General features: G+C 41.2%; 27 protein-coding genes. 18 read left to right on the plus strand and 9 right to left on the minus strand.

Annotation, left to right across the window (positions count from 1 at the left end; translation table 11 throughout):
- Nucleotides 1–42 precede the first annotated feature (42 nt).
- The 5 genes from CH377_RS09810 to CH377_RS09830 all read left to right on the plus strand — a co-directional run bounded on the left by CH377_RS09810 (nt 43) and on the right by CH377_RS09830 (nt 6,374).
- Complete coding sequence (locus CH377_RS09810) at nt 43–825, plus strand: SDR family NAD(P)-dependent oxidoreductase (RefSeq protein ID WP_100723617.1); 783 nt, start codon at nt 43–45, stop codon at nt 823–825.
- 22 nt (nt 826–847) lie between these two features.
- The gene (locus CH377_RS09815) at nt 848–2,032 is read left to right on the plus strand and encodes a sterol desaturase family protein (protein ID WP_100723618.1); all 1,185 of its coding nucleotides are present in this window, start codon (nt 848–850) and stop codon (nt 2,030–2,032) included.
- Between the two features lie 153 nt (nt 2,033–2,185).
- Nucleotides 2,186–3,367: an acyl-CoA dehydrogenase family protein gene (locus CH377_RS09820; RefSeq protein ID WP_100723619.1), complete on the plus strand. Its 1,182-nt coding sequence runs from the start codon at nt 2,186–2,188 to the stop codon at nt 3,365–3,367.
- A gap of 156 nt (nt 3,368–3,523) precedes the next feature.
- Nucleotides 3,524–5,626, plus strand: a complete 2,103-nt coding sequence (locus CH377_RS09825; RefSeq protein ID WP_243401986.1) for a 7TM diverse intracellular signaling domain-containing protein — start codon at nt 3,524–3,526, stop codon at nt 5,624–5,626.
- Nucleotides 5,627–5,735: 109 nt separating this feature from the next.
- Complete coding sequence (locus tag CH377_RS09830; RefSeq protein WP_100723620.1) at nt 5,736–6,374, plus strand: START domain-containing protein; 639 nt, start codon at nt 5,736–5,738, stop codon at nt 6,372–6,374.
- A gap of 11 nt (nt 6,375–6,385) precedes the next feature.
- Here CH377_RS09830 and CH377_RS09835 read toward each other — a convergent pair whose 3' ends face one another.
- A complete protein-coding gene (locus tag CH377_RS09835; RefSeq protein WP_100723666.1) occupies nt 6,386–7,195 on the minus strand; it encodes an LIC_11366 family protein in 810 nt (269 codons plus the stop codon).
- Between the two features lie 191 nt (nt 7,196–7,386).
- On the opposite strand from CH377_RS09835, the gene asd reads away from it, so the two are divergent.
- The 3 genes from asd (at nt 7,387) to CH377_RS09850 (ending at nt 10,533) form a co-directional block, all read left to right on the plus strand.
- A complete protein-coding gene (gene asd / locus CH377_RS09840; RefSeq protein WP_100723621.1) occupies nt 7,387–9,609 on the plus strand; it encodes an archaetidylserine decarboxylase in 2,223 nt (740 codons plus the stop codon).
- A 1-nt stretch (nt 9,610) separates the two neighbouring features.
- On the plus strand, nt 9,611–9,940 hold the full coding sequence (locus tag CH377_RS09845; protein WP_100723622.1) for a DUF971 domain-containing protein: 330 nt from the start codon (nt 9,611–9,613) through the stop codon (nt 9,938–9,940).
- Between the two features lie 218 nt (nt 9,941–10,158).
- The gene (locus CH377_RS09850) at nt 10,159–10,533 is read left to right on the plus strand and encodes a hypothetical protein (protein WP_243401987.1); all 375 of its coding nucleotides are present in this window, start codon (nt 10,159–10,161) and stop codon (nt 10,531–10,533) included.
- A gap of 34 nt (nt 10,534–10,567) precedes the next feature.
- On the opposite strand, the gene ilvA is transcribed toward CH377_RS09850, so the two are convergent.
- The 8 genes from ilvA to CH377_RS09890 form a co-directional block, all read right to left on the minus strand.
- On the minus strand, nt 10,568–12,085 hold the full coding sequence (ilvA, locus tag CH377_RS09855; protein WP_100723668.1) for a threonine ammonia-lyase, biosynthetic: 1,518 nt from the start codon (nt 12,083–12,085) through the stop codon (nt 10,568–10,570).
- Nucleotides 12,086–12,132: 47 nt separating this feature from the next.
- A complete protein-coding gene (locus tag CH377_RS09860; RefSeq protein WP_100723623.1) occupies nt 12,133–12,567 on the minus strand; it encodes a DoxX family protein in 435 nt (144 codons plus the stop codon).
- Between the two features lie 36 nt (nt 12,568–12,603).
- Complete coding sequence (locus tag CH377_RS09865; protein WP_100723624.1) at nt 12,604–12,822, minus strand: hypothetical protein; 219 nt, start codon at nt 12,820–12,822, stop codon at nt 12,604–12,606.
- Between the two features lie 127 nt (nt 12,823–12,949).
- Nucleotides 12,950–13,387 (minus strand): SRPBCC family protein, encoded by a 438-nt coding sequence (locus CH377_RS09870; RefSeq protein WP_100723625.1) that lies wholly within the window; start codon nt 13,385–13,387, stop codon nt 12,950–12,952.
- A gap of 20 nt (nt 13,388–13,407) precedes the next feature.
- Complete coding sequence (locus CH377_RS09875) at nt 13,408–13,878, minus strand: SRPBCC family protein (RefSeq protein ID WP_100723626.1); 471 nt, start codon at nt 13,876–13,878, stop codon at nt 13,408–13,410.
- A gap of 66 nt (nt 13,879–13,944) precedes the next feature.
- Nucleotides 13,945–14,400, minus strand: coding sequence for an SRPBCC family protein (locus tag CH377_RS09880; RefSeq protein WP_100723627.1), 456 nt, complete (start codon nt 14,398–14,400; stop codon nt 13,945–13,947).
- 21 nt (nt 14,401–14,421) lie between these two features.
- A complete protein-coding gene (locus tag CH377_RS09885; RefSeq protein WP_100723628.1) occupies nt 14,422–15,987 on the minus strand; it encodes an MFS transporter in 1,566 nt (521 codons plus the stop codon).
- Nucleotides 15,988–16,040: 53 nt separating this feature from the next.
- Nucleotides 16,041–16,415 (minus strand): ArsR/SmtB family transcription factor, encoded by a 375-nt coding sequence (locus CH377_RS09890; RefSeq protein WP_100723629.1) that lies wholly within the window; start codon nt 16,413–16,415, stop codon nt 16,041–16,043.
- Nucleotides 16,416–16,887: 472 nt separating this feature from the next.
- Here CH377_RS09890 and fliN point away from each other — a divergent pair, with 472 nt between their 5' ends.
- The 10 genes from fliN to CH377_RS09940 are packed head-to-tail and all read left to right on the plus strand — an operon-like array spanning nt 16,888 to nt 26,748.
- Entirely contained in the window at nt 16,888–17,961 is a 1,074-nt protein-coding gene (gene fliN, locus CH377_RS09895) for a flagellar motor switch protein FliN (RefSeq protein WP_100723630.1), read from the plus strand.
- Nucleotides 17,958–18,746, plus strand: a complete 789-nt coding sequence (gene fliO, locus CH377_RS09900) for a flagellar biosynthetic protein FliO (protein ID WP_100723631.1) — start codon at nt 17,958–17,960, stop codon at nt 18,744–18,746. Before fliN ends, fliO begins: the two co-directional genes overlap by 4 nt.
- A 56-nt stretch (nt 18,747–18,802) precedes the next feature.
- Nucleotides 18,803–19,597 carry a flagellar type III secretion system pore protein FliP gene (gene fliP / locus CH377_RS09905; protein WP_207797681.1) on the plus strand — a complete coding sequence of 265 codons (795 nt, stop codon included), beginning with the start codon at nt 18,803–18,805 and terminating at the stop codon, nt 19,595–19,597.
- On the plus strand, nt 19,594–19,857 hold the full coding sequence (gene fliQ / locus CH377_RS09910; protein ID WP_100707118.1) for a flagellar biosynthesis protein FliQ: 264 nt from the start codon (nt 19,594–19,596) through the stop codon (nt 19,855–19,857). The genes fliP and fliQ overlap by 4 nt, the downstream gene beginning before the upstream one ends.
- A 9-nt stretch (nt 19,858–19,866) precedes the next feature.
- Nucleotides 19,867–20,646, plus strand: coding sequence for a flagellar biosynthetic protein FliR (gene fliR, locus CH377_RS09915; RefSeq protein WP_100723632.1), 780 nt, complete (start codon nt 19,867–19,869; stop codon nt 20,644–20,646).
- Nucleotides 20,646–21,872 carry an EscU/YscU/HrcU family type III secretion system export apparatus switch protein gene (locus CH377_RS09920; RefSeq protein WP_100723633.1) on the plus strand — a complete coding sequence of 409 codons (1,227 nt, stop codon included), beginning with the start codon at nt 20,646–20,648 and terminating at the stop codon, nt 21,870–21,872. The genes fliR and CH377_RS09920 overlap by 1 nt, the downstream gene beginning before the upstream one ends.
- A gap of 15 nt (nt 21,873–21,887) precedes the next feature.
- Nucleotides 21,888–24,005 carry a flagellar biosynthesis protein FlhA gene (locus CH377_RS09925; protein WP_100723634.1) on the plus strand — a complete coding sequence of 706 codons (2,118 nt, stop codon included), beginning with the start codon at nt 21,888–21,890 and terminating at the stop codon, nt 24,003–24,005.
- Nucleotides 24,006–24,044: 39 nt separating this feature from the next.
- Nucleotides 24,045–25,319, plus strand: a complete 1,275-nt coding sequence (flhF, locus tag CH377_RS09930; RefSeq protein ID WP_100723635.1) for a flagellar biosynthesis GTPase FlhF — start codon at nt 24,045–24,047, stop codon at nt 25,317–25,319.
- Nucleotides 25,320–25,360: 41 nt separating this feature from the next.
- Nucleotides 25,361–26,266 (plus strand): MinD/ParA family protein, encoded by a 906-nt coding sequence (locus CH377_RS09935; protein WP_100723636.1) that lies wholly within the window; start codon nt 25,361–25,363, stop codon nt 26,264–26,266.
- A complete protein-coding gene (locus tag CH377_RS09940; protein WP_100723637.1) occupies nt 26,263–26,748 on the plus strand; it encodes a hypothetical protein in 486 nt (161 codons plus the stop codon). Before CH377_RS09935 ends, CH377_RS09940 begins: the two co-directional genes overlap by 4 nt.
- Nucleotides 26,749–26,801 lie beyond the last annotated feature (53 nt).

Below are 26,801 nucleotides of genomic sequence, written 5' to 3' on the forward strand. Positions count from 1 at the left end.
AAAAAAGCGATTATACTCTTTCGAAAAGGAATCTTATAGATCATGAAAAAAACAGCATTAATTACCGGAGCAAGCGTAGGTATCGGTTACGAAATTTCTAAATTGGCCGCAAAAGACGGTTACGATCTTATACTCGTAGCAAGAAATCTCAAAACTTTGAACTCAGTGAAAAAGGAAATGGAAAGTCTGGGGGCGAATGTAGAAGTTCTTTCTGCAGATTTATCCGATCCAAAAACTCCTAAAAAAATTTACGACTTCGCCAAGAAGAAAAAAGCGATCGTGGATCTTTTAGTGAATAACGCAGGTTTTGGAACAAACGGAAAATTCCATTCTTTGGATCTGAAAGAAGAATTGGATCTTATCCAAGTTAATGTGACTTCTCTAGTAGAATTAACTCATTTGTTCTTGAAGGATATGAGAGAAAGACATGCCGGAAAAATTTTAAATGTGGCCTCTACTGCTGCTTTCCAACCGGGTCCTATGATGACAAATTATTATGCATCCAAGGCTTACGTTCTATTCTTCTCGGAAGGACTTGCAGAAGAAGTTCGTAAAGACGGTGTGAATGTTACTTGTTTATGCCCTGGGCCAACTAAGACCGAATTTTTCAAAAGAGCGGAGATGGATAAATCTGCGATCCTAAATAGTGGTCTTGTTCCTAAAGCAGATGCTGCTTACGTAGCAAAGGTAGGTTATCAAGGAGTAAAAGCGGGTAAGGCTGTAGTGATTTCCGGAGTAGCGAACAAGGTAATGGCACAATCCGTTAGGATCTCTCCTAGGTTTTTGGTCCGTAAATTGGCAAAATTTCTAAATACAGTAAACTAGATAAATAGTAAGAGTGTGGGATATGCAAGAAACGATTTTGGACAAGGCGGTTCCTTTTTTCTTGGGACTTGCCTTAATAGAATTTATATGGGGAAGAAGGAAATCAGTCTATAGATGGAATGATTCCGTTTCTGATCTGGCAACCGGGATTTTATACTCTTTCACTGGGGTTATAATCACTTTAGTAGCCATTCTGCTATATGATAAAATTAGAATATATTATTCTGTCCAAAGTCTTTTTCATTTAGGGGAATTTCCGTCTTCTTCTCCTTTGGTGAAAACCGCTGAGGGTTGGCAATTCAACCTAGAATCGTTTCTTGCATGGACATTTGTTCTGCTTGCAGTGGATTTTATTTATTATTGGTTCCATAGGGCAACTCATGAAATCCATTTTCTATGGGCCTGCCATGTGACCCATCATTCCAGCGAGGAATTTAATCTAACTGTTGCACTTAGACAATCCATGTTCCAAAGGATTTTCGAGTATGCTTTTAATCTTCCTCTGGCTCTTCTTGGGATTCCTTGGTGGATGTTTTTTATTTGCCACGGGATCTTGAAGATCTACCAATTCTGGGTCCATACTAGATTGATCGGTAAGTTGGGTTGGATGGAAAAAATACTTCTGACTCCTTCTCATCATAGAGTTCATCACGGAAGAGATCCGGAATATTTGGATAAGAACCATGGAGGCATTCTCATCCTTTGGGATCGTTGGTTTGGAACATACGCTGAAGAAAAGAAGGAACCGATCTACGGATTAACAGAACCTCTTCCTACATTCAATCCTATTTGGGCAAATCTGCATGTATATATTTCTCTCTGGAATTTAGTGAAGGCAACGCTTAGTTGGAAAGATAAACTTCTTCTTCTTATCAAAAAACCGGACTGGAGACCTGATTCATTAGGAGGGGAGAAGAAGGTCCCGGAAATAAACAGATCCACCTATACAAAATTTGATCCGACCATTTCTAATTCCAGAAAAGTATATGGGGTCTTGCAGTTTGTTGTTCTTGCAGGGCTTTCCGTCTATCTATTGAAACTTATAAAATTGGGAAAGATATCTTTGGCTTTGTATTCAGGCTTTGGTCTTTGGTTCTTCTTTGCGTTTTTAAGTTTAGGTCTTGTATGGAATGGAAGAACTAAGATGGAAAAATGGGAAGTTCTAAAATTCGTTTTATTAGGTGTTCTGGTTTGGAATTTAAAATAGTATTTTAGATTCTATCCTTTAGTTCGTGTAACAAACAATCCACATTATAGCGAGCGAGGTGAAAAGCTTCGCTTGATCAATCTATACCTTCTTCTAAAGATTGCCTAGGAATCAAAATCCGAATTTGAAATAGAATATCATTGGGAGGCAAGCTTGAATTCATCGCTTCAATTCGAATTACCAGAGGAATTACAACAACTCAGAGAACTGGTCAGGGACGTAGTCAGAAAGGAAGTTGTTCCGAACAGAATGCACTACGACGAAAACAACGAGTATCCGAAAGCTATTTTACAAAAATTTAAAGAAGCTGGATTATACCAGGCATTGTTCGACGAAGAACATGGCGGACTAGGTTACGGAATGATGGGAGGGATCGTCCTCGCTGAAGAAGTTTCCTGGGGATGTTTAGGAGTGAATACTGCATTTACTTCCACGAAATTAGGGGCTCTACCTATCGATGTGGGAGGGACCAAGGCTCAAAAAGACAAGTGGCTTCCTCTTCTTGCTTCAGGAGAAAAAACTGCTGCATTCGGTTTATCAGAACCGGGAGCAGGTTCAGATGTTCCTGCAATGGCAACTACAGCAGTAAAAAAAGGCGACCGTTATGTTTTGAACGGCACAAAACAATGGATTAGCAGTGCAGGCCAAGCTGATATTTATACTGTGTTTGCAATGACTGATAAGGACAGAGGCCCAAGAGGGATTTCTTGTTTTATCATAGAAAAAGGAACCAAAGGATTTTCTTTCGGAAAGAAGGAAGATAAGTTGGGGATCAGATGTTCTGAAACAAGACAACTTATAATGGAAGACTGCGAAATCCCCGAAGAAAATCTTTTGGGTGGAAAAGAGAATATGGGATTCTTACACGCATTCAAGACTCTTATACTTTCCAGACCGGCAGTTGCAGCAGGAGCAGTCGGTTTGATGCAAGGTGCATTCGATGCTGCAATCGAATATGCTAGAGAAAGAGAACAGTTTGGAACTACAATCGCCTCTTTCCAAGCAATCCAACATATGCTTGCCGATATGGCTATCAAGATAGAAGGATCCAGACTTTTGACTTACAAGGCGGGAGTTTATGCGGAAACTTTCCATAAGGATGCTGCGAAATTTTCCGCAATGGCAAAATGTTATGCATCCGATTCTTCCGTCCAAGTTGCGTCAGACGCAGTGCAAATTTTCGGCGGATATGGATACACCAAAGAATACCCGGTGGAAAAATTTTATAGGGACGCTAAAATACTTCAGATCTACGAAGGCACAAGCCAGATCCAAAGGAACGAAATTGCCGCAGGACTTATAAAAGATGCGGCTTCCAAAAACAAAAAAGGCTAAAATCCTCTTTTAGTCTCCGAGGGGAGAATTTTGACTTGCTTGCCGATCCGGTACGGTCAAACTTTTCCCTCCGGTTTTTTAGAAAGAGTGAAAGGTTTTTTGGACATCCAGAATTTTTTACCATGGAGAGTTTTTTGTAAACTCTCGTTCATTCTTTTGACCTTTTCCGTTTTCGATCCGATTTTTGCGTTCGATCCTTCTTCTTTACCTTATGATGGGATTTCTTTGGTCTCCTATGCGGAGGTTTGGGTTGACGAAGAAGAGGAAACCGGCTTCGAAAAAATGCAAAAGAAGGAGTTTTACCCTCTTTCTTCCGCGAGTTTAGGATATTCGGACAAGGCTCATTGGTTCAAGATCCCTCTTGAAAACAAATCTTCTCATTCAGTTTCCTGGATTTTGGAAATCCATTATAGCCAATTGGACAAGGCAGAATTATATCTAGCATCCAAAGGGGACAAGGTTTTGTTCCGTGGAGGGGACAGAGTTCCTTTTGGGGAAAGGCCTATCCAATATAGATTTCCTAGTTTTCCTTTGGAGTTAAAAGCGGGAGAGAAGGACACTGTTTATTTAAAGATCCAAACTAAAAGTTCGATAAACTTTGCTGCGTTCGCATATAAGTCAGAGGATTTTTTCTCTAATATAAGCAATGAGCAGATATTACTCGGGATCTATTTCGGATCTCTTTTGGTGATGGCATTATATAATCTATTTTTGTTCTTATCCACAAAGGAAAAAACGTACTTAGCATTTTTCGGATATGTGGGCGCAGGAGTGCTCGCGCAATGGTCACTTCATGGATATTCTTTTCAATTTTTCTGGCCAAACTCCATAGTTTGGGCAAGTCATATCATCACTTCTTTTACCTTTTTGGTTTCGGGGACCACTGCGGATTTTATCCGACTTTATTTCGATGCTCCTAAGAATTATCCGAACTCCAATAAGGTTTTGAAAGGAATATCAATTTTATCTTATATACTTGTAGTAGTCGGATATTTTTTCCCATTCGGATTTGCATTAGCACTTTATGTATTTTTATCTACGATCACATTGACTGCCATCTTGTTTCTGGGTTTCCAAGGATTTTCAAGGAATTTAAGGTCTGCACTTTTCTTTTTAGGCGCTTGGATTGCGCTCGTTGCCGGTGCATTCGTATTTACTTTACGTTTTTCGGGTATCATTCCTCATACGATCTCTTTGGCTTATTGGGGAGTTGAGATCGGAACTGCAATGCATATTCTACTTTTAGCATTAGCCCTTGCTGATAGGGTTAATGATCTGTCCAAAGATCTTTCTTCTAAGGTGGATGATCTGAATGAGGCAAAACATGCAATCGAACAATCCGAACTCAGGTTTAGGAATTTGTTCGAAGGAGCGGAAGAACTTCTTCTTACATTGGACCAAGAAGGGAATATTAAGGATGCAAACCGTACTCTTTCCAGACTAACGGGTTATAAACCTGCAGAAGTAGAAGGTAAAAACTTTCTGGATCTAATCTATACTCTGGACACTCAAGAAGGATCTATCGTACTTCTTCTCGCAAAAGAGAAGTTAGAGGAACATTTAAGAACCAGAAAGACGGTAGAATTCCATTCTGAATTCAAACAGAAATATGTAATGGAACCTAAGCCGGTAAAAATCCGTCTTCAATCTTTTGAGAGTGAGGCAGGAAGAAAGGTATTAGGTAAAGTTTCTGAGATTTCCGAAGACATTTTGTCTCGCTTTCTGATCTCCGAAAGTATGCATTTTACTGTGAATAATTATCTCAGAAATGCGGATATCCTGAGTAGGCAGCTTACTTCTAATCTGAGCCAATTTACCGGATCCGAAGTGATTACTGCGATTCGTACTTGCCTTAGGGAAGTTCTGATCAATGCAATCGAACATGGAAACTTAGGCATCAGCTTTGATGAGAAAACAGACGCTATGAAGTCCGGAAATTATATGGAGTTCATCCAAAAAAGGCAGAGGGAAGCTTTTTACGGTGCGAGAAATGTAAAAGTGGCTTATTCCTTAAATTCAAAACGGATCGGCTTCGAGATAGAAGACGAAGGAGACGGTTTTGATTTTAAGAAGATGTTAAATTTAGACGGAGAAAAACTGAATGAGGAAAGTTATACTCATGGCCGTGGGATCATGATGACTCGAAAAGTTTTTGATGTGGTGAAATTTAACGATAAAGGAAATAGAGTCCTTTTAATCAAATACCTCCAAAAACCTCTCAAATACAAAAGAGAACCTAGTTCCTTAGATATTGATTAATATTTCCTAACTTATATTATGTAACCGAATTTTACAGTTGCTTTGATCATAGAGATGATTAGATCATTGCTTCGGTTATAGGTCGCCGCCGAGAGGTTTGATCATTCTTATGAAACATGTATATCTGATACTATTTCTTTTAATTCCTATGCGATTATTTTCTTGGGATTTGGAGAAGGATAAAAATGGGATCACTGTCCATACCAGAGCAGTGGAAGGTTCTGAATTAAAAGAATTTCGCGGAAAAACAAAACTTAAAGCAGATCTGAATACTGTGATCTCTTTAATGGAAGATAATCCTAATTACGTTACTTGGTTTAAAAATTGTAAACATGCGGAAGCGGTTAAAGTTTTAAATACAAGAGAGAAGTATATTTATATTCAGAATGGCGCTCCTTGGCCGGTGGACGATCGAGACTTTGTGATCCATACCGTTTTTAGTCAGGACAAAACTACTGGAGCGGTAACTTATTCAATCCGACCTGTTGCAAATATAGTTGCCGAGAAGAAAGGGCTCGTTAGAGGAGAGCTTAAAGGTTTTTGGAAATTTGTTCCAGTAGGAGACGAAATAGAAGTTACCTACCAGATACTAAGTGATCCTGGTGGAAGTATCCCTACCTCTATCGCGAATTTTGTGGTGGTAGATATTCCTTATGAAACATTAAAGAAGATGAAGGAAAAAGTGACAGAGTCTAAATATATCAATTCTCCTAAACATCCTGATTTGATTCTTCCGGTCGCTAAATAAGAATTAGAATTTTATAATTTATAGTTCACACCAAAAAACAGTCCGCCATATGCGGACTGCATATCCAACTTTCTGGAATATTGGTTAGAGAGTAGTATATTGTCTTGGTTTGTTGATTCCGTAAGAGGGGAAAGCCTTCCATCCTGTCTTATATAAAATGAGGCAGTATCTCCGTTAAAGGAACCGTCAAATGAGGTGATATTGATCCAGGCCAAATAAGTCCCGAAACTTAAACTTACTCTTTCATTGATTGGATGGATCAAGGAACCTTCTAATCGAAATTCAAGTCCGCTTCCTCTCATATTTCCATTTTGTTGGTAATATTCTTTTCCGTCGGTGGCGTAACCTTTCGTTATCCATAATGCTCTTGTGATCCCGAGTCCTAACCCTGTTTCCCAACGGAAATATCTGTTCAGTCTACCTTCTTGCCAGACCATCCCTAAAACATAAAAACTTTCCATTTCAAAATTCAATTTAGTATAAAAGGGTTCAGAGGTAAGATTAGTGAGATGAAATGGATCGTAGTATCTATATCCGCCTATTATCCCGACCTTAAAATTTTCGCTTAGCCTGGTCCTGGCTAAAAATTCTCCTTGGATACTTCCTCTTGTGTTTTCCTGTTTTGTTTGGCTGGCGACTAGAGGATTCAAGTTGGAACTAAAACCGTTTAAATTCTGATCGAATCTATTCGGTCCTCTCATTCCAAAACCGAATCTGGCACCGAATTCCCAGGTGTCTGGAGTTTCGGGAGCTCTGTTTTCCGGCATTTCCTTCAGTTTAGGCGTGGTTATAACATTTTCTTCTGCACCCAGGGAAATCATTCCGAACAGTAACCCAGTCAGGATGATAGAATAGAAACTTGCTCTTCTGCCTTTAGGCCCCGACCGCTTTTCAAAAAGGAGTGGTTTTGGGACTGGATGCGTGAAAACTGTGTTGGAGCCCGGCATACGAGCAGAAAATTTCGGGCCAATAATTCTAAAAGCCTTTATTTTTAAGGAAAAGATGGATTGGAATGCTAACAACTAAACTATTTCCGTTCTTGGATTTGGATCTTCTAAAACCATATTTTTATTTTTTACTCTTCATCGGGTTATACCTAACATTCCGCTTAAAGTTTCCACAAATCCGTTTTTTATTTTTAGCGATTAAAATTTTTTCCGGGAACATGGACTATAAAGGTTCCCGAGGACGTTTGGTACATTCTCAAGCGTTATATGCAGGAACAGGTTCGTCCTTACTTCCTGGAGCGGTGCTTGGATCAGCATTAGCTTTAGTATTAGCGGGCCCAGGAGTTTTACTTTGGATCTGGCTTTCTAGTTTTCTGATCATGCCGCTTCGTTTCGTTTCTTCTACACTTGCGATCCGATTCAGGATCAAATTGGAAAGTGGAAGATACCTTTCAGGCCCGATGTATTTTATAGAAAAAGCACTGAGAGCTAGATGGCTTGCTATCGCTTTTTCTTTGGCATGTTTGTTAACAGTACTTTCGATGGGAAGTGCGGTCCCTATTTTAGGAGCTTCCTTCTTAGCGCAGAATGGACTAGATATCCAAGGGATGACGGTTCCGTTTTTAGTTTCCATCATAGTAGTATTCGTGGTATTAGGCGGGATCAGAAGGATCGGAAAAGTTTCTTCTTATATTGCTCCGATTGGCCTCATTCTGTTTTTCTTAAGTTATGTTCTATTGTTCAGGGATCATCTGGGCAATTTTTACTTTTTCTTAGAATCTGTATTTAAAGAAGCGATGCAGCCATTCTCCTTACTACTTGGAGGCGGATTTTCTCTCGCAAGGATTTTCAGCACCGGAACAGGGATGTTTTTCTTATCCACTGAAACTGGGATCGGAAAAAGCGCAGGAGTAGCAGGTGTGGTTCGTACTGATTCCGCTGCAAAACAGGGAATCGTGAGCATGCTTGCCACATTCTTCGAAGGTTTTGTGATCTCCACTTTGGTGATCTATGCATTATTTTCCTTCGGAGTTAAGGATCTTGAGTCTGTTAAAAATTTCTTATACGTTTTAATAAACGGTCCCACGGATCCCGCAAGACTGGCTCTAATAATATCCTTCTTATTATTCTCTATAGTTGCGATCTCCGGATGGTTTTATACCGGTGAACAGAATGCGAGATATATCTTTGGCGAAAAATTTGCAAACGCCTATAGGATCTTATTCATAGCTTCCCTACTAGGCTCCGCATATGCTTACGTTCAATACGGAGAAGATTTTTTATTACAAGTTTTCGGTATCGGCTATGGGCTCGCGCTTATCACTGCTGTTCCTGTATTAATCAGTTTGGTTCTTTTGGCTAAAGTTGCTCAAGGAGAACTCAGAAAATTCCTGGAGGGTGGAGCACATTACGAAATCTTTAAGGATTTTTACCTCCTTCTTCTTTCCATCTTACCTAAAAACTTGGTTTCTTTATTATTCGGGATCTTGGCTTCTTTGAGACTGCCTAGGTTCATCATGATCCCAATCTTAAAGGCATTCGCAAAAGCATATAAGATCAATTTGAACGAAGCTGAGTTGGAGATCCAAGAATATAATTCATTAAACCAATTTTTTACCAGAGCCTTAAAAGCAGGAGCAAGGATCATAGATTCTGCAGAGAATGCTCTTGTTTCCCCTGTGGATGCAAGGATCACAGGTTTTGGGGATATCAACGATCAGGTGATTCTACAGGCAAAAGGTGTGGATTATAATCTGAAAGAATTGTTAGGGGGAGATAAGTATCTTTCCAAATTCCAGAACGGAAAATATATCACATTCTATCTTTCTCCTCAGGATTATCATAGGATCCATTCTCCTGCATACGGTAGAATATTAGGATATTATTATGAACCCGGAAAACTATTCCCAGTAAACGAATTGGCGGTTTTCGGGATCAGAGGTCTTTTTCCTAAGAACGAAAGATTGATCACATTCTTACAGACTGAATTCGGACTCGTAGCGGTGATCAAAGTGGGCGCTTCTAACGTAGGTCGTATTCGTGTGACGTATGATAAAAAGATCATCACGAATACTCTTATTCGAACTACTAAAGAAGAAGATTATAAAGACGTTTCAATCATGATCGAAAAAGGCGCGGAACTAGGTAGATTTGAAATGGGTTCAACAGTGATCTTGATCCTTGAAAGAGATACTTTCGATTTTGCGGAACTTCCTCTGAACGAAAAAGTGACTTATGGAACCACGATCGGGACTTTCAGAAAACAGGTTTTAAAACTTCCTAGATAATATGAGTCTTAGTTTAAAAGCTACTACACCAGAAACTATAGAATTCGATGAGAATATTCTAAAAATAGAATGGAAAGACGGAGTTATCTCCGAATTTCCTCTATTGGAACTCAGAAAAAGATGCCCTTGCGTGGTTTGTAAGGGAGGCCATGGCGGAAAAATAGGCGCGGCTACTGGCGGGATTAAAGAGGCAAAATTATTGTCTTTTTCCAAGGTGGGAAGATACGCGATCAATTTAGTTTGGGGAGATTATCATAATACGGGCATTTACAGCTTCGATTCTCTCAGATTGTACGCTCAGGGAGAACCTGGGGATCTGGGAATTCCCTGATTCTGTCTCGAACTAGTCTTTCTAACTAAAATATGCCCTTTCCAAAGCCGAAATTAATAAAAGGCCTAATGGAGGGAGACAAAAGGGTGATCTTAAAATTCTTGAATCGGGTCCTCTTTGTCTTTCTGATATTTTCAGTATTCGCTTCTCTCTCGCCCGAAAAGAAGAAGGAGCCGAATTCCCCCCTGAACCTGACAATTCCCTTCGATTGGTTTCCTATGGAACCATTTGCTGGAGGGATTTTTGCGGCAAAAGATTATAATGAGTCCGCAAGTGTCCTAATCACTCGAAAAGAATTAACTGAATCTGTGGACCATGGTGCCTTAAATAGGGATTTCCAAATGGGAGTCATTGACTCTATTAAAAAAGGGAATGGCAGGATTATCGAATTCGGGGAATTAGAAGTGGCAAGTCGTCCCGCATTCAGAGTTTATTATAAAGATAAGGGAAGTAATCTCCATATTCTACATATTACATTATTTAAAGAAAACGTAATGTATGGCATCATGTTTTTTTGCTTGGGGGAAGATCCTGGCCAAAGATACGATGTCCAAAAAATGGTCAAAAAAGCCTATTTCAGGGTGGATACCTAAAAAATTATCACTGATTATAGGTTTCTTTCTTTAATCAAACATTGTGCAAAAACATTTTATAGGCAGGATTATCCGTTTCTTCTTCATAAGGATAACCTAAACTTTTAAGCCTTTCTCTAAAACCTTCTCTGTCGGAAGAAGGAACCTGGAATCCTACCAATACTCTTCCATAATCAGCCCCGTGATTTCTATAATGGAATAATGTAATATTCCAATTGGTTCCGACTGATTCCAGAAATTTTAACAAGGCACCCGGGCGTTCCGGGAATTCACATCTAAGGATAATCTCATCTTTAAGTTCGGAAACTCTTCCACCCACCATATAACGAATATGGATCTTAGCAGTTTCATTCGCGCTGATATCTAAAACTTCATAACCCAATGATTCTAATTCAGAGATTACTTTTTCTTTTTCAGAATGAGCACCTTTCAGTTTTAAACCCACAAATACATGTGCTTGTTTGTCAGTAGCATATCTATAATTGAACTCGGTGATGATCTTATTCCCTAAAGTCTGAACGAATTTTAAATAACTTCCGGTTTTTTCAGGGATAGTGACTCCGAGCAAAATTTCCCTGGATTCCCCGATTTCCGCTCTTTCCGCAACATGTCTGAGCCTATCAAAATTCATGTTCGCGCCGCTATTGATCGCTATAAGCGCTCCGGTTCGATTCGGATTTTTGTTTGCATAAGATTTTAATCCTGCAAGAGACAATGCACCAGCAGGTTCCGCGATCACTCTCATATCCTCGAATATATCTTTGACTGCTGCACAGATTTCATCCGTGTTTGCTACTAATACATCGTCTAAAAGTTCTTTGCATACTTTGAATGTTTCTTCTCCTGCTTGTCTGACTGCGACCCCGTCTGCAAATAATCCAACTCTATCTAAGATAACTCTTTTACCAGCAGAGATTGCCTCTTTCATCGAAGCTGCGTCTGAAGGTTCTACTCCGATAACTTTGATCTCTGGTCTTAAAAATTTAATATAAGAAGAAACTCCTGCGGCTAAACCTCCGCCTCCTATTGGAATAAAAATGGCTTCGATTGGATCCGGATACTGCTGCAAAATTTCTAAACCGACTGTTCCTTGTCCCGCGATCACATCCGGATCGTCGTAAGGATGAATGAATTTTAGTCCCTTCTCCTTTTCTAATTTCCTAGCATGGGAATACGCTTCGTCGAAAGTATCTCCATGAAGAACGATATCTGCTCCAAAATATTGGACCGCTTCTATTTTTATGGATGGGGTAGTAATAGGCATCACAATGATAGCCTTGATTCCTAATTTTTGAGCGGAGAGCGCAACTCCTTGCGCATGATTTCCTGCAGAAGCGCAGATGACTCCGGTTCTTTTTTCGTCAGTGGAAAGCCTGGAAATTAGATTGTATGCTCCTCTTATTTTAAAGGAGAATATTGGTTGGAGGTCTTCCCTTTTTAATAGGACCGAAGAATTTAATCTTTGGCTCATTCTGATCATAGGATCCAAAGGAGTATGGACCGCGACATCGTAAACTCTCGCGTCTAAAATTTTGCGGATATAATCTATCACGAAAGAAATCCCCAAGAGCAAAATCGCTCTTAGGGATAGGATTTAATCTACTTGGATTTACTTCCAAAGATTTTTTGATCTAAAGAGAATCTTCCTGCGCCTACTGTCAAAAATACCAAAGATATCGTAAAAAATACTCCTGCCAATTCGTAGGATCTTCCACCGGTCAGATTGATAAAAGAGTCCCCCAAGATCACAGAATGAAAATAGGCGGCCACGATCATAGTGCAAACGATCCCGAAGGAGGCGAGCCTTGTCAGAAGACCGATTACCCAAGCGATCCCTCCGCCGAATTCTGAAAGCGCAGCCAAAAATTGAAAAATAGCAGGCACCGAGGAATCAGGCCCCATCCAATGGAAAGGGTCTTGTATTTTTCCCCAGCCATGCAGTATAAACGCATATCCGCAAACAACTCTTGCTACTAAGATTGCTAAATCAGCTTTGATATTTAAAGTTTCGTTTTTAAAAATGTCTAAATTCATCCAATATTTCCTTTAAATTTTAATAATATTCTAATATCAGGACCCTTGGATCCTGCGGAGAAATTCCGCTAATCTTTCGAAAGCCTCTTCCCAAAATCGACTTATTTCTTTCTTTTCCTCCGGAACAGAGAATAGAGCCGTAAAGAAGATCTTTTTTTTATAAAAAATATCGTCCTGAGATTTTTTAGTTCGGATCTTTTCTTTATCGGGAGGTTTATGAAAATAGTGGGAGTAACCTCCCACTTTCGGGTCCATCTTAAGCTCCGGCTCTTTTCCTTTTTTGGAAAGGAAAGATGATGATCCAAAAACTTAGTATTTGCAACGGATTTACTTTCATATTCTGTTTCCTTAATGTTTATTTTTTATTTCCCATCCAGGGTAATTAAACCTTTGCCAGAAGTTCTTCTAAACGATCGAAATTTTGTTCGTTCCCATCCACTGCATAAACTTTGATCTGCTCACATTCTTCAGCAGTTTCGAACAACATTCTGAAAACTAATTTTGTCTTTTCTCCGATTGATTCGAATGTTGTAGTCACTTTGAAAATCGGGCCAGATAAATGATCGAATACTATCTTTTCCGGTTCTACGATTTCTTGAAATACGCTTCGATTCGGGTAATCCGTTCCATCAGGACCGTGCATGATAAATTTCCATTCTCCGCCCGGCCTTTGATCAAAGATCTCGAAAGTGTTCTTAAAACCTTTTGGTCCCCACCAGTTCTTTAATTGTTCCGGGTCTGTCCAAGCCTTGAAAACTTTCTCTCTTTGAAAATTTACAACTCTTGTGCTTACGATTTCTTTAGGATTATCTTGGTTCATAAATTTCTCTCTAAGATCAATTAAGCAAAAATTGCAGTAAGTTTATCCAATGTTTGGGTCCAACCTTCTTCCATACCTTCCACTGCAGGATAGAGTTCAGGATCCACTTTTATAGGAAGCGCACGCACCTGAAGTTCCGTTTGAGAACCTTTGTCCGCGAATAGAATAGTGATTTGGATTTCCGCCGCGGGTTTTTTGCCATCCATCTCGAATGCGATATAAGATGAGAATACGATCTTTTCTAAAGCGACGATCTCCTTATAAGTACCATTCATTGGATTGATCCCTCCTTCCGGATCTCTCATATGGATGAGGATCTCTCCGCCTGGACGAAGATCCAATTGGCAGAGAGGAGCCGTAAAACCATGAGGACCCCACCACTGAGATACCATATTCGGATCTGTCCAAGCCTTCCAAACCAGATCTCTTGGTGCATTTAGAGTCCTAGTTAATACCATCTCTTTAAATTCAGGTTGTTTGATCTCGTTCACAAACTTCTTCTCCGCTTTTTAAAAAATTATTATATTCGAAAATATTTAGGAACTGGCGCAAACATCTTAGTTTTTTACCAGGAATTCTTGCAGACGTCCCAGAGTTTCTCTGAGTCCATCCAATGCGTAGTCTGCGACTTTTTTAATATCATCTTCGCTGGAGAAGATAGTTCTCATGGTAAGTTTGGTTTTGGAACCTTCTTCTTCGAAGCGAACGATCACATGGAATTGTTTCGGATTGGAATCGTCTCCGTGATCATAGACCAATTTTTCAGGTTTAACCACTTCTATGAACTCTACTCGGTTCGGATAATCTACTCCATCCGGACCATGCATTGTAAATCTCCAGACTCCTCCCGGTTTTACGCTCATTTCATGAATTGTATTCGTAAAGCCGTTCGGTCCCCACCAAATCGCAACTTGTTTAGGGTCTGTCCAGGCACTCCAAACTAATTCTCTTGGGGCATCAAAAGTTTTAACCCCTATAATTTCTTTTCCAACAACTGAAACTTCTGCCTTCATTCTATTTTCCTTATATTAATATTATCTTGTCGCTTTTTCTAATTCTGCCGTTTCAGCAGTCGCTTCCGGTTCTTTTTTATCCTTTAAAATGAAGAAGATCACAAAAGCCAAAGCAATAGAGATCCCCACACCCAAGAAAGAAACAAAATGTAAAGAATCAGTGAATGCACCTTGGGCAGTACTAAGCAGAATCTGCCTGCTCGGTTCCGGAAGTTCTTTTGCTATAGCTACTGCAGAAGCTAAAGTATTATGAGAACTTTGCAATTGCTCAGGAGTAAGTCCTGGAAGTTCAATCGAATTGATCCTGGATTTGAAAATCGCAACACCTATACTTCCAAGTACTGCGATTCCTAGAACCCCACCAAATTCAGCCGCAGTTTCTGAAATAGAGGCCGCAGCTCCCGCTCTTTCTGGCGGCGCAGAACCAACGATGATATCCGTTCCTAAGATCACAACTGCGCAGATCCCGAAAGACATGATAAGAGATCCTGCGATAATCATCCAGATCCCGTTTTCGGTATTGATCAGAGTGTATAAATACATACCGATCGCGAGCAACACAAGTCCGCTTAACATTACATATAATGGACGCATAATACGAACAATCATATGGATCGTAAGAGATCCTATAATATTACCTAATGCTCCAGGAAGAGTCCAAAGCCCAGCTTCCAAGGGAGAAAGTCCTAAGACCAATTGTAAGTATTGGGAAATAAATAAGAAAGCTCCCAAACCTACGAAGATGGTCATAGTATTTCCGACGACTGCAGCAGTGAATGCGGGAAGTTTGAATAACTCAAGATCTATCATTGGATCTTGTAAAGTGGTTTGCCTTTTAATAAAGACCGCTCCGATCGCTAAACCTGTTACGATGGTAAGAATCGGGACTGTTCCCCAGCCATTCTCCGCGATCTGCTTCAAACCATAGATGATAGAAAGAACCGATATTAAGGATAGGATCGCACTTGGGATATCCATTTTGCCAGCATTAGGATCTTTGAATTCAGGAAGAAGTTTAGGCCCAACGATTAGAAGAAGAATCATAACCGGAACACTCATCAAGAAAACGGAACCCCACCAGAAATATTCCAATAGAACCCCACCCGCAAGAGGACCGATCGCTCCACCTAAAGAGAAACTCATTCCCCAAATACCGATTGCGAAAGTTCTTTCTTCCGGATCCAGAAACATATTACGGATTAATGATAGGGTAGAAGGAGCCAAAGTTGCCGCCGTGATCCCTAAGATTGCACGAGTTAGGATCAAAATTTCGGAACTAGGAGAAAATGCTGCAAGAACGGATGCAACTCCGAACGATGCTGCTCCATATAGAAGAAGTTTTCGACGACCTATTCTATCTCCTAGATTTCCCATGATCACTAAGAAACCGGCGACTAAGAAGCCGTAGATATCCATGATCCATAATTGTTGAGAAGGGGTTGGGTTCAGATCCGCGGACAATTGAGGGGCCGCTAGATAAAGAACCGTTAAATCCATTGCGTATAGCAAACAAGGAAGTGCGATTACGGCTAAGCCTATCCATTCCTTTTTAGTTGCTTTGGTTTTGTTTTCTATCTTTTCAGACATTTAAAGTCCCTTATTTTATATATTTATAATATTTCTCTTTCTATAACAAAAGGTTACGTTTGTGTGTCCGGACCTTCCGGATTTTTGTTTTTAGCTTGGAGTTGTTGCAGATACGCATCCAAACGATCCAAACTTTCTTCCCAGAAATGTTTGTAATGATCGAGCCAACCTGACGCTTCCTTTAGGCCGTCCGGTCGGATCTTACAAGGTCTCCATTGGGCCTCTTTACTTCTTTCAATCAGCCCGGCCTTTTCCAAAACCTTAAGGTGTTTGGAAATTCCAGGCAGACTCATATTAAAAGGCTCCGCAAGTTCCTTAACGGTTGCTTCTCCCGAGACCAGATAGAGAAGGATCTCCCTCCTCGTTGGGTCCGCCAAGGCAGAGAATGTATTATTAAGCCGCTCAGATTCTGTGCTATATTTAACCATTTAGTTAATTTACCATTTGGTAAAATACGGCAGCTTTAATCGCCAGTCAAGCCCAATATACGCAAAAAATGGAAAAAATCTGGTATCAGAGGACTGGTCTGGGGTTTGGAAAGTGCAAGAGGGGGTTCGCACAAAGGCACGGAGATCACAGAGTGGATAAATTTCTACAAGCGAAAGCTTAGATTCTGAAAACGGAATGGCGTGCAGTATTCACGCTATTTTGCAAAAGGCTTGTAGGCATCGATATCCATGGAAATGCCTCTCAATATGTCGATCTTTCTTCTTTTCAAATCGAAACATTGGAACCTTTAGGACCTCTTCCTTAAAATATACTTGTTTTTGCATCTAAAGTCGGATCTTATCAAGTAGTTCCCGGCCTTTTTCCCACCGATTTTCTGAGCAAGAAAAAAAAGGGTCGACAAATTTCTTTTTATTATGTCTCCTAATCCAAAACTAAGAGAGAGTGCCCAATATGGGTGAAGGATCCCTTTCCCAGGAAGAAATAGACGCCCTTTTAGCGGGTGCAAACGATTCATTTGATCCAGGCAGCAGCATGGCTGCCGGAGGCGGCTCCAAAGAAGCTGCCGGTCTTTCTCCGGTAGACAGGGACCTTCTGTCTGATTTTCTTTCTCATTGTTTTATGACTGCAGGGAATACCTTAGCGGCCATTCTTTCTAAAACTTCTAATTTCATGAATCCTACCTCCGAGGCAAAATCCCGGAAGGATGTGGAAGCAGAACTTAAGTCCAACACGTTTTTATTATATTCTACCTATTCGGGAAATCTGAATGGAAGAGTTGTTCTTGCGATGGGCGCAGATAATGCAGCTCGTATTGCTAACATGATGATGGGCGGTTTCGATTCGGGCGGTCTCGACGAAGGCCAACTCCAAACACTAAGAGATAGTTTGACTCCCATCATGGGAGCTCTTCAGTCTCAGATCGCTGCTAAGACCGGCGGTGGGGTGAATGGTTCTCCAGCAGAAACTAGACATGTAACTTCTCCTGCTGCTTTGGTACTTCCAGAAGGTGATCCGCTGGTGCGGACCTTCTTCAACTTAGCAATAGAAGGACTTCCTTCCTTTAGAGTTCAGTTCCTTCTTTCTTTATCTATGGCGAATGATATTCTCTCTCTTTCCAAAAGGTCTGGAGGAGGAGGGGGAGGCGATTATGGTGGCGGTGGCTACCAAGGCGGAATGGGCGGCGGCGGAATTTCCCAAGTAGGAATGAAAGGTGTCTCCTTTCCGAATCTTGCTACCGCAAGCGGCGCTCAAGGAACTCCGAATCTAAACCTTCTCATGGACGTTCAAATGTCTGTGACCGTGGAACTCGGAAGAACTAAGATGTATATTAAAGATATCTTAGGTTTGGGTGAAGGTTCCATCATCGAGTTGGACAAGTTGGCAGGTGAGCCTGTGGACCTTTTGGTGAATGGTAAGTTGATTGCGAAGGGAGAGGTCGTGGTCATCGACGAAAACTTCGGTGTACGTGTAACGGATATCGTAAGTCCGGCCGATAGGATCAAGCCGGAGTCGGGAGGCGGATGAGCCGAATTTTTCAAAAGATCCATTCGTTTTTTTCAGGATTCGGCTCCCTCGCTTTGGCGTTCGGAGTCTTTTGTATTTTATCGGGTATTGCCGGAGGATTATATTCCCAAGGTTCCGAAAGAGAACAAATGGACGAAGTTCTCAAGAGAGAATTGGGCACTTCTGATAAAAAGGCCCCGGAATCTTCTGCAACTTCTGCGCCTAAACAAGAAGAGAAGAAGGAAACGACTGCTGAGTCAGTCCCGAATCCAGTGGAAGAAAGATATAAGCCTGTTTCGGATGGGCCGAGTCTTGCAGGGATCTTATTTAGGATCGTCCTTGTATTAGGAATTCTTTGTGGAGCCGCGTATTGGGTTTTAAGGACTCTCGCAAAATCTAGAGAAGGTTCTCTTCCTGTTAGAGGAGAAATGAATCTTCTCGGAAGTTTGAATCTTGGTACGAATAAACAGCTTCAGATTGTAGAAGTGACTGGACAAATTTTCGTGCTGGGTGTGGCGGATAACGGTATTAATTTAATTTCCGAGATTACTGATACGGAGACTAAGGCAAGGCTCCAGAGAATGAGAGACGAATTCAAACCTCCTGAAGGTGGTTTTTTGGTCACCGCTCTGGAACAATTAAAAGATTTGAATATTCGTCTGACCGGAAAATCGGAAGATGAAGAACAAACACTTCGACAGACTCCTGGTGAAAGAAAAGAGAAGCAGAGAAAACTCAAAGAGAAGTTAGACGAAATTAAGAAGGAAAGGAATAATCTGGAGAACGGATTATTCGATTTGAACTAGGGGGAAAAGTGGGAGAGGGGTTCGCTAAAAAGGCTGGGAAAAAGTTTTCTGAGGGTATGAGACATAATAGAGTTATGTGGAAGATACTTTCAGGAGTTCTTCTTTTTGCTGTTTTGATCATTGCGATCCCTGAAGATACTTTTGCTCAAGCAAATGCGCCTAGGATTCCTATCCCAAATCTGAATATCAATGTGAACGAGGCAAAAGGTCCTAGAGAGACAAGCCTTTCTTTGATGATCTTGTTCCTAGTGACAATTCTTTCTTTGGCTCCTGCCATTGTGATGTCCCTGACTTCTTTCACTAAGATAGTAATCGTTTTAGATTTTGTGAGAAGGGCACTTTCTATCCAAAACCTTCCGCCTAACCAGGTAATGGTGGGGCTTGCGTTATTTATGACTTTTTTCATCATGGCGCCCACCTTGAATATAGTGTACGAGAAAGGTTTAAATCCGTACATGGAAGGTAAGATAGACACAAACGAATTTTTTGATAAGTCCATGATACCTCTTCGGGAATTTATGATGAGGCAGATCGGAACGAGTGGAGCCAAGGATGTGGCTCTATTCTTAAAGATCGGAAAAGTAGAGAATGTGGAATCATTCGATGATGTTCCGAATTACGTTCTTATCCCTGCGTTCATGCTTTCAGAGATAAAGAAAGCCTTTTGGATCGGGATCATCATTTTTATTCCATTTATTGTAGTGGATCTTGTAGTCGCTTCCGCACTTCTCTCCATGGGTCTGAATATGCTTCCTCCAGTGATGGTGAGTTTGCCGTTTAAATTGATCTTATTTGTTCTTGTGGATGGTTGGAATTTAATCGTCTACGAGCTCGTAAGGAGTTATAAATGACGGAAGTAGATGCAATCACTCTGATCAGGGACGCGCTGTTTGTGACTCTTAAACTTTCTTCTCCCATTTTGCTGACTGCAATGGTAGTAGGATTGATCATCGGTATTTTACAAACCACAACTTCTATCCAAGAGCCTACGATCGCTTTTGTTCCTAAGTTATTATCTATTTTTGCAGTGATCGTGATCTTTGCTGGCTGGATGCTCCAGACAATGACAGATTATACCAGGGATCTTTTCCTGATGATAGAGAAGTTTTAGATTAGAAAAATGGAATACTTTATTGGAAATTTCCAAGTGTTTCTTCTGATCCTGGCAAGGATCGTGGGGCTTCTATCTGTGGCTCCTGTGTTCTCGTTTGCCTCCATTACTTTTCCGCAAAGGATGACTCTTGGTTTTCTAATCGCAGTAATTTTATTTCCGGTAAGTGCATCCTTTGTTCCTCCAATCCCAGGTAATATGGCCGATTATGGTTTAGTCGTGATGGCCGAGGTTCTCATTGGTATTCTGATGGGATTTTTGGTGAGTTTGGTATTCTCCTCATTCCAAATGGCGGGAGAATTTTTTAACGTCCAACTTGGTTTCGGTTATGCCGAGATTTTGGACCCAATCTCTCAAACAAGTCTTCCCGTGATCAGTACTCTTAAGAATATGTTGGGTATGCTTCTGTTCTTATCCTTGGGAGCTTATCGTTTTCTATTCGAAAGTTTGGTATATTCTTTTGAGAAGGTGCAAGTTTTGAAACTTGTGCCAGAGATACAAGACGGACTTTACAAAGCGATGGAAGAGGCGATCGGGGCTATGTTCCTAGTCGCTTTTAAAATTTCTCTGCCGATCCTCGGGGTTTTATTTTTAGTCACTGTTTCCGAAGCATTAATGGGAAAAGCAGCCCCTCAGTTGAATATTCTGCAACTTAGCTTTCCAATTAAGATCGCAATTGGCCTTGTGGTCATGATCTTGATTGTTCCATTCCTGATCACTCAGATGGACAATGCTTTCCAACTTTCCTTCGAGAAAATGAACTTAATGCTGAAAGGCTGGCCAAACTAATGGGCATCTTTTCTAAAACTGCAATGTTGGAGTTCCTACACGCAATACGAATTATCCGTTTGGAGCGCATATTGGAATTCCAACATGCGGTACCAGCGAAAGTTGTACCTGCTCCAGTGATAACTCCTTTCCGAATCGACCTGCAATTATTCGCAGCAGAGGACGAGGGACGTACACAACCAGCCAGCGAAAGAAGAAGAAGGGAAGAAAGAGAAAAAGGAAATGTTCCTAAAAGCCCCGAAGTTGCTTCTGCGATCGTTCTATTAGCAGGTATTGTTTTAATGTATCTCATGGGAGAATATTTTTTCATGAGATCCTATTATCTTTTGAGAAAATATTTTTTCGGAATACGTTCTGCGAATGTGATTAGCTCCGAGGCAATAAGTGAACTTCTGAATAATGCTCTCGTGGATATTACTCAGTTACTTCTTCCTTTGATGGGAATTACGGTAGTTGCTGCAATCGTTGGTAACGTTGTTCAAACTGGATTTCTATTCGCACCTCGTGCATTGGCTTTCAATTTCGGAAGGATACGCCCTAATTTCAAAAAGGTACTTCCGAATCGCCAAACATTATTCAGTTTAGGAAAATCCTTAGTCAAAGTAGCTGCAATTGCTTGGGTTTCTTATTTTGTAATAGAGAAGGATTTTTTCAAGATACTGATGCTCGGGAATATGGGCCTTGAAGAATCAGTAGCATTAATCACCTATACAGCATTCAAAATTTTTATAGTAGTGGGGATTCTACTTCTTGCGATCAGCGTCGGGGATTACTTCTTCCAAAGATATGAATATGAAGAAGCACTCAAAATGACTCCTTCCGAATCTAAAAGAGAAATGAAGGAACAGGATGGAGACCCTTCTTTACAGGCCAGAAGAAGACAAATGGCAAGGGACCAGATAAAAAAGAGCAAGATGCTGGCAGAAGTTCCCAAGGCAGATGTGATCATTACAAACCCGACTCACTTTGCAGTGGCATTAGAGTATAAGCCCAACAAACACAGGGCACCCGTTGTGATCGCAAAGGGTGTAGATGATTTCGCATTACGTATTATCCGGGTGGCTAAGGCGAATGATATCGCTACAGTAGAAGACCGCCCAATGGCAAGAACACTTTATGACGAGGTGGAAATTGGACAGGAAGTTCCTGCTAAGTTTTATACCGCACTCAGTGTGATCTTTACGAAACTCGAATCTTTCCGGAAAGCGTTCCGAAACGCTTCTTAAACCTAGGAGAATATTATGGATAAGAAATGGTACACACAATCCGACTTCATCCTGGGTGCGGGAGCAGTTGCTATCGTTGGGATGCTTGTTGTTCCTTTACCCGGATTCATATTAGATATCCTGATACTATTCAGCTTGGCTTTAAGTTTACTCATCGTTATGACTTCTTTGTCTATTAAGGAACCGTCTGAGTTTTCTGTTTTTCCTAGCTTACTGCTTATAACAACGATCTATCGATTGGCGCTAAACGTTTCTACTACGAGACAAATTTTGTCAAAAGGTCCTGGGGTAAATAGTGCGATCATAGATGCATTTGGTTCATTCATAGTAGGAAGTGAATCCGGTTTAAGTAAATACGTAGTTGGATTTATTATCTTCATAATCTTAGTGCTCGTACAGGTTCTCGTGATCACTAAAGGTGCGACCCGTATCTCCGAAGTTGCTGCAAGGTTCACGTTGGACGCATTGCCAGGTAAACAAATGGCAATCGATATGGAACTTTCTACTGGAAATATAAACGAGGCAGAAGCTCGTAAAAGAAGAAAGAAGATAGAAGCGGAAGTGGACTTCTACGGTTCCATGGATGGAGCGAGTAAGTTCGTCCAAGGGGACGTAAGAGCGGGATTGATCATCACTGCGATCAATTTGATCGGAGGAGTTGTCATCGGTGCAAGTATCCGTGGTGAATCATTCGTAGCCGCAGTCGAAACTTACGGAAAGTTCACAATTGGTGATGGGCTTGTTTCCCAGATCCCGGCACTTCTTACCACTGTTGCTACAGGTATCATTGTTACTCGTTCCGGTTCTGAATCGGATCTTGCAAAACAATTCAAGACACAGTTATTTGCAAACTCTAAAGTATTATATGTAGTCGCGGCCTCTATGGGGTTAGGCGCATTTATTCCAGGTTTACCATTTATTCCGATGGTGCTTCTCTCGGGAGGACTTGCTTATCTTGCATACTCTCTTGAAAGAACAGTCCAAGAACAGCTCGAGGTTTTGGAGAAGAAGGAAAAAGAAGCGGTTGGAGATCGCAAACCTAGAGATTATTACGACGAACTTAGGATCGAACCGATCGAAATCGAATTCGGTTATCATTTGGTGCCATTAGTAGACGCTTCTCAGGGTGGAACATTGATGGACCAAATTTCAAACTTAAGAGGAAAGTTTGCTCGTGAAAGCGGGATAGTTATCCCTCCAATCCGTATATTAGATAATTTGGAAATTCCTCCGGATCAATTTACAATTAAGATCAATGGAGTTGAAGTTGGTTCCAGCACAATCCGTCCTGAAAAACTGATGGCCATGCCTTCTGCAGAAAGCCAGGATCTTTCTTCTATCGAAGGAGAATCTTTTATGGAACCTGCTTATGGAAGAACTGCAAAATGGATCTCTGCGGATTCGAAAGGAGATGCGGAGTCAAAAGGTTTTATCGTAGTAGACTCTTCTACAGTTATCATCACATATTTAAGAGAATTACTTGCGACTCATGCTTCCAGTTTGTTAGGAAGAGAAGAAGTCAAAAAACTTCTGGATCATTACAGGTCTCAATACCCAACGCTTATCCAAGAGTTGGAAGCCGACAAGCCTGGGAATTTGGGAATGCTCCAACAAGTTCTTCAAAATCTTCTCAGAGAAGGTTTGGGGATCCGCAACCTTGTTCCAATTTTGGAAACAGTCGCAAACAAAATGGGCAAGTATCCGAATCCTTATGTTCTTACGGAATTTGTAAGACAATCTATCTCCAATACGATCGTAAAAGATTATATGGTAGATGGAAAACTCCAGGTCATAGTGGTGGAAGGCCGGGTGCTCGATAGATTGAACAAATCACTTGCTCAGGATCGTTTAGAAGGAAGAGATATTTTGGTCCTTCCTCCGGATTTCCAAAGAAGACTTTTAGAATCAGTAGCGGATATGAATCGTAGGGTCCAAGAAGGAAGAGGGTTCCCGATCTATGTGGTGAATAGAGAAGTAAGAATGCCTTTCGCGTATTTCTTAGCGAAAGAATTCCCACCTAGGAACTTTGCAGTTCTCGCATTAGAAGAAGTGCATTCTTCCGTTCCGACAGTGATCGCAGGTGAACTCAGAATAGCTCAGGCCCAGGCGGCGGAACCCGCAGAAGTGGTTTAGTAAAACGTAATATTGTAATCGAAAAAACAGGAGGATAACATGGATTTCGCAAAGATTAGGGGCAAGGATCTACAGGATTGCCTAATGCAGATGAAGATGAAATACGGCCCGGAAGCCCATGTCATCGAACATAGAATTCTTACCGAGGGTGGTGTATTCGGAACAGGACTCATGGCTCGTAAGGTCGTGGAGATCCAAGTTGGAATCCCAGAAAAGGCAAGTTCCAGAGAGAAGGTGGAGAAAAAACTCCAAGATCTAAAAGAACTACTCAAACAAAAGTCCACCCTTGGCTCTGAAAAAAGAAGAAATCTGGAAGAATTGCCTAGCTGGGAAGAAAGAACTTCTCGCCCAAGAGTTTCTTCTTTACCAAAAGAACTGATAGAAGTCACTTCTGAAGAAATAGAATCCGAAGAAAATTTGGGACTTTCTTTTTCAAAAGAATTCGAGCCTAAAATTTCCAGACAGGTCCGCAAAGAGCAGGATTCTAATATCCTTAAAATGAGGGATAAGCTCGTTAAAGAAGGGATGAGCGAGGCATATGCGGAAGAAATTATTTCCCAAGCAGAGCAAAGACTTTCTCCTTTGGATCGTTCTCGTACCGTTTCAGTTCAGGAGAAAATTGTAGAAGTTCTTTCCGAAAGAGTGCAGGTAGAGCCGGATATTTTTAAGGGAACCAGAAGAGGACAAAGAAAAGTAGTCTTCTTTGTGGGGCCTACGGGCAGTGGAAAAACTACTAGCATTGCAAAACTAGCCGCTAAGTACCATCTTCATATGGGAAAATCGGTATCATTGTATACAACTGACAACTACAGGATCGCTGCAATCGAGCAGTTAAAACGCTACGCTGATACCATGGAAATGCCTTTTTATGCGGTAAAAGATCTGAAACGTTTTCAGGAGACTCTGGCAAGAGACGGATCCGAGCTGATCTTAATAGATACTGCGGGTTATAGCCATCGTAATGTGGACCAGCTTAGCAAAATGTATGGATACCTTTCCGCTTTCGGAGAAAGGGACAACGTTGAAAATATCCTTGTATTATCCGCCACATCTTCGTATCATCACACCCACTCCGTAATGAAAGCCTACGAGCCCCTTGGTTTCCGTAGAATTTTATTAACTAAACTGGACGAAGCGGAATTTTTGGGTGGATTTCTGGAACTAGCCGATACACTTAATAAGGGTTTTACCCATTTAAGTGTTGGCCAAGAAGTTCCCTTCGATATGATCCCAGCGGAAAAACACCAACTCGCTGAATGCGCAGTAAATCCGGAAAAACTCATCGAGATCCGTGGAGAAGTATTCTCCGCTTAAGGTTTCGGTAGAAAACCTAAGTCCCAGAGAAAGAGGTTAGGATGGACCAAGCGACTCAGTTGCGGAAACTTACCGAGGGTAATACGAGTTTGAAACTCGTGTCTTCAACCAAACCTATGACTAAGATTATAGCGATCGCTTCCGGAAAGGGTGGGGTCGGTAAAAGTACTATCTCCGTAAACCTTGCCATCTCTATGGCTAAGGCAGGACAGAAGGTTCTAGTATTCGACGGAGACCTAGGACTTGCTAACGTGAATGTGATCTTAGGGATCATCCCTAAATACAATTTGTATCATGTAGTCAAGGGACATAAAAGTTTAAAGGACATTATCATCCAAGCTCCGGAAGGGGTGGATATCATAGCGGGTGCAAGTGGTTATTCTCAACTTGCTAACCTGAACGATACCCAAAGAAATAATTTGATCAAAGGATTCGCCGATCTGGACTCCTATGATTATATGATCATAGACACGGGGGCAGGGATTAGCTCAAACGTGATCGGACTCACATTGCCTGCGGACGATGTGATCGTAGTTACTACACCGGAACCTACTGCAATCACTGACTCTTATGGATTGATCAAAGCGATCGTTTCCCAAAGTAGAGATAAAAATCTAAAGATGGTCGTGAACCGTGTACGTTCCGCTATCGAAGGGAAGAAGGTTGCAGACCGTGTGATCGATATTTCCGGTCAATTCTTAGAAGTAAGAGTCGAAAATTTAGGATTTATCTTCCAAGACGACGAAGTCGAAAAAAGTATCCGGGAACAAAAACCGTATATTATCCATTCACCTAAGAGCAAGGCAGCAGCTTGTTTGAATCGGATCACATATTCTCTTCTTAACCAGGAAATGGAAGGTGGAGATGATTCCGGGATCACCGGCTTCTTCAAAAAATTCTTCAATTTCGTGGATGTTAGGGAAAAACAACAGAGCGAGGAAGAGTGAACCTACAAATTGGTTTCCTCGCTTTTTTCTCCTTTTTAGGACTCATCATAAGTCTGGTCTGCGGCATCATGGTTGGAAATTATTTCGGCCATATTGCATTCATTACCTTTTTATCCACAGTCGGTATGGCTGTTTTCGGATTCGGGGTGTATTCCGTTTTGGCTTCCAAGGTTCCGGAGTTTTTAGAGCTGCTTGGTAATTTCACAGGCGCTCATTCCTCCGGAGAAGAAGATGGCCTAGAGGGTGGGGACCGCCATTCTCATTCGGGACATGCGGATATGGATACTTCTACCCCTCATTTTGATTCTCCAGGTAGCGCAGACGAAATCCGGGCCGCTGCGAGTGGAATCCCTCGTAAAAAAGCGGATAAATTCGGAGATCACATCATCGTGGAAAATATTGCGATCAAAAATGAGCCTAAGTTGATGGCGGAAGCGATTCGTACGATGCTCGCGAAAGACGACGGCAGCCAGGAAAAATAGTAAAAATCTTTTCGACCGCATTCTTGATTTGTTGGAACTCCAACACGCTGAAA

The sequence above is a fragment of the Leptospira haakeii genome (genome assembly GCF_002812045.1).
Lineage (GTDB): Bacteria > Spirochaetota > Leptospiria > Leptospirales > Leptospiraceae > Leptospira_B > Leptospira_B haakeii.

Excerpts from the sequence above, each read along its gene's own strand:
- CH377_RS09810 (WP_100723617.1), top strand. The coding sequence starts at position 43 with ATGAAAAAAACAGCATTAATTACCGGAGCAAGCGTAGGTATCGGTTAC.
- CH377_RS09815 (WP_100723618.1), top strand. The coding sequence starts at position 848 with ATGCAAGAAACGATTTTGGACAAGGCGGTTCCTTTTTTCTTGGGACTT.
- CH377_RS09830 (WP_100723620.1), top strand. The coding sequence starts at position 5,736 with ATGAAACATGTATATCTGATACTATTTCTTTTAATTCCTATGCGATTA.
- CH377_RS09835 (WP_100723666.1), bottom strand. The coding sequence starts at position 7,195 with ATGATTTCCCTGGGTGCAGAAGAAAATGTTATAACCACGCCTAAACTG.
- asd (WP_100723621.1), top strand. The coding sequence starts at position 7,387 with ATGCTAACAACTAAACTATTTCCGTTCTTGGATTTGGATCTTCTAAAA.
- CH377_RS09845 (WP_100723622.1), top strand. The coding sequence starts at position 9,611 with ATGAGTCTTAGTTTAAAAGCTACTACACCAGAAACTATAGAATTCGAT.
- CH377_RS09850 (WP_243401987.1), top strand. The coding sequence starts at position 10,159 with ATGGAACCATTTGCTGGAGGGATTTTTGCGGCAAAAGATTATAATGAG.
- CH377_RS09860 (WP_100723623.1), bottom strand. The coding sequence starts at position 12,567 with ATGAATTTAGACATTTTTAAAAACGAAACTTTAAATATCAAAGCTGAT.
- CH377_RS09865 (WP_100723624.1), bottom strand. The coding sequence starts at position 12,822 with ATGGACCCGAAAGTGGGAGGTTACTCCCACTATTTTCATAAACCTCCC.
- CH377_RS09870 (WP_100723625.1), bottom strand. The coding sequence starts at position 13,387 with ATGAACCAAGATAATCCTAAAGAAATCGTAAGCACAAGAGTTGTAAAT.
- CH377_RS09880 (WP_100723627.1), bottom strand. The coding sequence starts at position 14,400 with ATGAAGGCAGAAGTTTCAGTTGTTGGAAAAGAAATTATAGGGGTTAAA.
- CH377_RS09885 (WP_100723628.1), bottom strand. The coding sequence starts at position 15,987 with ATGTCTGAAAAGATAGAAAACAAAACCAAAGCAACTAAAAAGGAATGG.
- CH377_RS09890 (WP_100723629.1), bottom strand. The coding sequence starts at position 16,415 with ATGGTTAAATATAGCACAGAATCTGAGCGGCTTAATAATACATTCTCT.
- fliN (WP_100723630.1), top strand. The coding sequence starts at position 16,888 with ATGGGTGAAGGATCCCTTTCCCAGGAAGAAATAGACGCCCTTTTAGCG.
- fliO (WP_100723631.1), top strand. The coding sequence starts at position 17,958 with ATGAGCCGAATTTTTCAAAAGATCCATTCGTTTTTTTCAGGATTCGGC.
- fliP (WP_207797681.1), top strand. The coding sequence starts at position 18,803 with ATGAGACATAATAGAGTTATGTGGAAGATACTTTCAGGAGTTCTTCTT.
- fliQ (WP_100707118.1), top strand. The coding sequence starts at position 19,594 with ATGACGGAAGTAGATGCAATCACTCTGATCAGGGACGCGCTGTTTGTG.
- fliR (WP_100723632.1), top strand. The coding sequence starts at position 19,867 with ATGGAATACTTTATTGGAAATTTCCAAGTGTTTCTTCTGATCCTGGCA.
- CH377_RS09920 (WP_100723633.1), top strand. The coding sequence starts at position 20,646 with ATGGGCATCTTTTCTAAAACTGCAATGTTGGAGTTCCTACACGCAATA.
- CH377_RS09925 (WP_100723634.1), top strand. The coding sequence starts at position 21,888 with ATGGATAAGAAATGGTACACACAATCCGACTTCATCCTGGGTGCGGGA.
- flhF (WP_100723635.1), top strand. The coding sequence starts at position 24,045 with ATGGATTTCGCAAAGATTAGGGGCAAGGATCTACAGGATTGCCTAATG.
- CH377_RS09935 (WP_100723636.1), top strand. The coding sequence starts at position 25,361 with ATGGACCAAGCGACTCAGTTGCGGAAACTTACCGAGGGTAATACGAGT.